At 73.8% G+C, this 5,019-nt stretch carries 4 protein-coding genes; all 4 read right to left on the minus strand.

Annotation, left to right across the window (positions count from 1 at the left end; all coding sequences use genetic code 11):
* A partial coding sequence (locus D7V93_RS37605; protein ID WP_244237739.1) for a CheR family methyltransferase occupies window positions 1–835 on the minus strand: 835 nt, incomplete at its 3' end.
* 9 nt (window positions 836–844) lie between these two features.
* Entirely contained in the window at window positions 845–1,900 is a 1,056-nt protein-coding gene (cheB, locus tag D7V93_RS37610) for a chemotaxis-specific protein-glutamate methyltransferase CheB (RefSeq protein WP_120647914.1), read from the minus strand.
* A 67-nt stretch (window positions 1,901–1,967) separates the two neighbouring features.
* Window positions 1,968–4,496 (minus strand): hybrid sensor histidine kinase/response regulator, encoded by a 2,529-nt coding sequence (locus D7V93_RS37615; RefSeq protein ID WP_120647915.1) that lies wholly within the window; start codon window positions 4,494–4,496, stop codon window positions 1,968–1,970.
* The coding region (locus D7V93_RS37620) for a methyl-accepting chemotaxis protein (protein ID WP_244237740.1) at window positions 4,493–5,019 on the minus strand (527 nt) is incomplete at its 5' end. The genes D7V93_RS37615 and D7V93_RS37620, both read right to left, overlap by 4 nt.

The following is a 5,019-nucleotide window of genomic DNA, read 5'->3' on the forward strand; positions in this document are numbered from 1 at the left end:
GTTCGCGCCGGGGCGGAGGGGCGGGCGGAACGGGCTCCTCCACGCGCACGTAGAAGAAGGCCTGCTCACAGGGCAGCAGCCGCAGCTCCGGGGGAACCTGGAGCAGGGGCTCCGCGGCGGACAGCACGAGCACGCCGCCCGGGGCGAGCCGCTCGGTCAGCTTCCGCACCGTGCGCTGGAAGGCCTCCGGGGTGAAGTAGATGAGGACGTTGCGACAGAAGATGACGTCGAACCCGCCGTCCACTTCCGGATACGGCGTCTCCATCAGGTTGTGGCACCGGAACTCGGCCTGCGGGCGCAAGGCCTCCACCAGCGCCAGACGGCCCGCGCGGGGCTCGAAGTAGCGCGTGCGCAGCAACGCCGGGACCCGTCGCAGCGAGTCCACCGGGAAGCTCAGCTCGCGCGCCCGGGCCAGCGCCAGTTCGGAGAGGTCCGTGCCCAGCACGCGGCTCGCGGGATCCGCGCCCTCGCGCGCCAGGAGCACGAGCAGCGTGGCCACCTCCTCGCCCGCCGCGCACCCCGCGCTCCACATCCGCAGCGGCCGCTTCGAGCGCCGCACCCGGGGCGACAGCACGTGCTCGCGGAAGGCGGCGAGCTGCACCTCGTCCCGGAACAGCTCCGACGTGTGCACCGCCACCGCGCCCACCAGCCGCGCCAGGTCCGCCGCGCCGGCCGCCGAGTGCAGGTGCGCCACCACCTGCGCCGCCGGGCCCGGGTGGCCCAGGGCCTCCAGGCGCGCGTCCAGCCGCCGCCGCTGGGCCACGCTCAGCGCCATGCCCGTGTGCGCCGAGATGAACGTGTGCACGGGAGCCCAGCGCTCGGAGGAGGACGTCACGGCGACGGCTCAGCGACCCGCGGGCAGGGACTCTCCGCGCGCCAGCCGCGCCAGCGTGGCCGCGACGTCGTCGCCGTGGATGAGGTGGTCCACCGCCTTGCGCTCCACCGCCGCGCCCGGCATGCCGAACACCACGCAGGACTCCTCGTTCTGCGCGAGCGCCAGCCCTCCGGCCTGCTTGATGGCGAGCAGCCCGTCCGCCCCGTCCGCCCCCATGCCCGTGAGCACGACGCCCACCGCGCGCCGGCCGTACGTCTTGGCCACGCTCTCCAGCAGCATGGTGCCGCTGGGCATGTGCCCGTCGCGCTCCACGCCGGGCTTGAGCACCACGCGCCCGCGCAGCGGCACGAGCGTGTGTTGATCCGGCGGCGCCACGAGCACCAGCCCCGGCGCCAGCGTGTCGCCGTCCTGCGCGAGCCGCACCTTGAGCTTGCTCGCGTTGGCGAGCCAGCTGGCCAGCGACTCCGAGAAGGCCGCGTTGATGTGCTGCACGATGACGATGGGCGCCGGGAAGTCCGCCGGCAGCTCCGACAGCATCCGGTAGAGCACCTGCGGGCCGCCGGTGCTGGCGGCCACCGCCACGATGCCCATGGAGACCGCGGGCAGCACCGCCGTGGGGTGCGGCGTCCCCGCCTGCGTGCGCTTGGGGCCACGCACGTGGCGGATGACGCGCACCGAGGAGATGAGCTTCACCTCCTTGGTGAGGTTCCACGCGTCCGCGCCCGCGTCGATGGAGGGCTTGATCTGCAGCGCCAGCGCGCCCAATTCCAGCGCGCGGTACGTCAGCGCGGGGGCCTGCGAGCGCGGATCACCCGTCAGCACCAGGATGGGCGTGGGGCACTCGGCCATGATGTGCTCCACGGCCGTGAGCCCGTCCATGACGGGCATGTCCACGTCCATGGTGATGACGTGGGGGCGGAGCTCCTTCGTGAGGGCAACGGCCTCCTGGCCGTTCGCCGCGGTGCCGACGACCTGGACATCCGGGTCGTCGCTCAACGCCGCGCTGATGAGCTGTCGGCAGATGAGCGAGTCATCGACCACCAGCACCGACACTTTCTTGCCCATGGACGTTCCATACCCCGTACTCGCGACGGGGAGTATAGCAATGCGCGTGGATTGCCAGGGCCCGGCTTCAGGCCAGCAGTCGCCCCACCACGTCCACCAGGTCCTGCCGGACGAGGTCGCCCTTGGTGATGTAGCCGTCCGCTCCGGCGGCCAGCCCGCGCGCCCGGTCAGCTTCCCCGCCCCGGGTGGTGAGGATGACGACAGGCAGGCGAGCCCGGGTGGGATCGGTCTTCAGGCGCCGGGTGAGCTCCACGCCGTCCATCTCCGGCATCTCCAGGTCGGTGACGACCAGCTCCACCGGGGGGCCGGCCTGCCCGATCAGCTCGAGCGCCCCGGGGCCGTCCGGCGCCCGGAGCGTGTCGTACCCCACCGCCTCCAGCAGGTTGGCCACCAGCTCGCGGGTCAGGGGCGAGTCGTCCACCACGAGGACGCGGCGGCGGCGCGCCTCCGGGACCCGGACCGGCGGGCGGGCGAGCTTCAGGGGCGCGGTGCCGTGCACGCCCGCGGCCAGGGTCGCCGCTGACAGGACCATCACGAGCCGTCCATCCGCGAGCGAGGTGGCGCCGGTGAGGTGGGTGAAGCGCGCGAGGATGCCCTTCAGGGGCAGGATGGCCTGGACGCGCTCCTCCAGCACCCGGTCCACGGCCAGTGCCGCCTCCATGCCCTGGCCCTTCACCACCAGCACCAGCTCGCCTTCCCGGGCGGGACGCTCGGAGCCGAGCCCCAGCAGCGACGCCAGCGAGGCGAACGGCAGCACCCGGCCCTCGCTGCGGACGGTGGGTCGGCCGGCGACCTCTCCCACTTCGGAGGCTTCGACCTTGAGGGCGCGGGAGACGTGGACGGCGCTGAGGGCGAGCGTCTCCTCGCCCACCTGGACGAAGAGCAGGGGCGCCATGGTGAGGGACACCGGGACGCGCAGCGTGAAGATGGTGCCCCAGCCGGGCGCGGACTCCACGCCCACGTCGCCGCCCAAGGCCTGGAGGGACGCACGCACGGCATCCAGGCCCACGCCCCGACCTGACAGGTCGGTGACCACCTCGCGCGAGGAGAAGCCGGGCAGGAAGATGAGCTCGCGCGCGGCGGAGTCCGACAGGGCGTTCGCGGCGGCCTCGTCGAGCACGCCCCGGCGCACGGCCACCCGCCGCAGGAGCGCGGGGTCCATGCCCGCGCCGTCGTCCTCCACGCGCAGCATGATGCGGCTGCCCTCGCGCGAGGCGCGCAGGGTGAGACAGCCCCGGGGGTGCTTGCCGGCGGCGACGCGGTCCACGCGCGTCTCCAGGCCATGGTCCAGCGCGTTGCGCACCAGGTGCATGAGGGGCTCGCGCAGGGCCTCCACGACGGCGCGGTCGGCGCGGGTGTCCTCGCCGTCCACGACGAGCTCCACCTCCTTGCCCAGCTCCCGCGAGAGGTCGCGCACCATGCGGGGGTAGGGTTCGAAGAGGACGGACAGGGGCAGCATGCGCAGGGTCTGCACCTCCTCGGACACCTGACCCAGGTCGCGCAGCTCCGCGTTGGCGAGCAGCTTGGCCTCGCGGTGCAGCGTGGCGGCCAGCTCCTTGGCGCGGCCCAGCCGCTCCGCGAGCGCCACGCCCGCAGGCCCCAGGTCCTCCGCCGCGCGGGCCAGCTCGCTCAGCTCGCGCACGAGCGCCAGCCGCCGCGCTGTCGCCAGCTCCCGGCGGCGCGCCACCTGGCCCAGGTTGGTCACCGCGCTGGTGAGCATGTCCAGGCTGGCCACGCCGATGCGCACGGCCGTGTCCATGCGCACCTCGCCACTGCGCGCCGGGCCGGCACCCGCCTTGGGAGCGGGGCCCGGGGTCTGACGGGGGCGCGCGCTGTCGATCAGGCGAGAGCCGGGAAGGAGCCCCGCCGCCGGATTCACGAGGTGCGCGCTCGACGAGGCCACTGCTGACGTCACACCGTGCGATCCCATCGCGGACGGGCCCCCCGGTGGCTCCGAGCGGATGGCCGTCATGAGCAGGTGGGACGCGGCCGAGGCCGGGGACATCCCGCCCCCCGGAGGGGACTCCGGACGGGCTGCCATCGTCCCCCAGTGCGAGGGAACGACCGGCGCGCCGGATGGCTCCGCGCGGGCTGCAGGGGTCCCCTCCCCCCGCTGCGCCACGGCCGGGGCGCGCGAAGCCAGCACCGCGGTCCCGGGCCAGTCGTCCTCATCCACGGGCGCGAGCGGGGGCGCCACCGCGGGGGGCGGACGGGCGGCCTCCGCCGTGAGCCTCGATTGCAGCGTCGCCACCAGCGTATCCACGGCCAGCGCCGGCTCACCGGCCTGGAGCGCGCCGGACAGCGCGAGCACCGCGTCCGCCGTGGTGAGCAGCGCGTCGGTGGACTCCGAGGAGAGCCGGTAGCGGTAGGGCTCCACGCACCGGACCAGCTCCTCCATCTGGTGCACGAGCGTGTTGATGTCGTCGAAGCCCATCATCCGGGCCTCGCCCTTCAGCCCGTGCAGCTCACGCAGCACCCGCTGCCCGGCCTCCAGGTTCCCCCCGGCCTCCAGCTCCATCAGGGAGCGATTGATGCGCGCCAGGCGCACCGTGACCAGGTCGCGGAACTGCTTGAGGAGCCGTTCGCTGGGGCTCACCCGTCATCCCCCTGGCGGAGCGTCGCCTGATGGATCTGGAAGCGCTCCACCACCCCGCGCAGGTCCTGCGCCAGCCCCAGCAGGTCCCCGTTCGCGGAGCTCACCTGCTTCGTCGCGTTGAGGCTCTGCTGCGTGACGCGCAGGATGTCCGCCATCGTCTCCGCGAGCTGATCCGTGCCCGACTGCTGCTGCTGCGTGGACCAGGAGATGCTCCGCACCGCGTCCGACGTCTGCCCCGCGAGGCTCACAATCTGACGGAGCGACTCGGACACCTGCTCCGCCAGCGCGGTGCCCGTCTCCACCGCGCGCACCCCGCCGCCCGTCACCGCCACCGCCGCGGCGCTCGCCTCGCGCACCTCCTCGATGAGCCCTTCAATCTCCTTCGTGGACTCCAGCACGTTCTCCGCGAGCCTGCGCATCTCCGCGGCCACCAGCGAGAAGCCCCGCCCCACCTCGCCCGCCTTCGTGCCCTCCAGCTCCGCGTTGAGCGCCAGCAAGTCCGACTTGTCGGCGATCTCGTTGA

Origin of the sequence: Corallococcus llansteffanensis (assembly GCF_003612055.1) — a bacterium.
Classification (GTDB): Bacteria; Myxococcota; Myxococcia; order Myxococcales; family Myxococcaceae; genus Corallococcus; species Corallococcus llansteffanensis.

Bases quoted from the DNA above. Each gene is read 5' to 3' on its own strand.
- cheB (WP_120647914.1), bottom strand. From the start codon at position 1,900: ATGGGCAAGAAAGTGTCGGTGCTGGTGGTCGATGACTCGCTCATCTGC.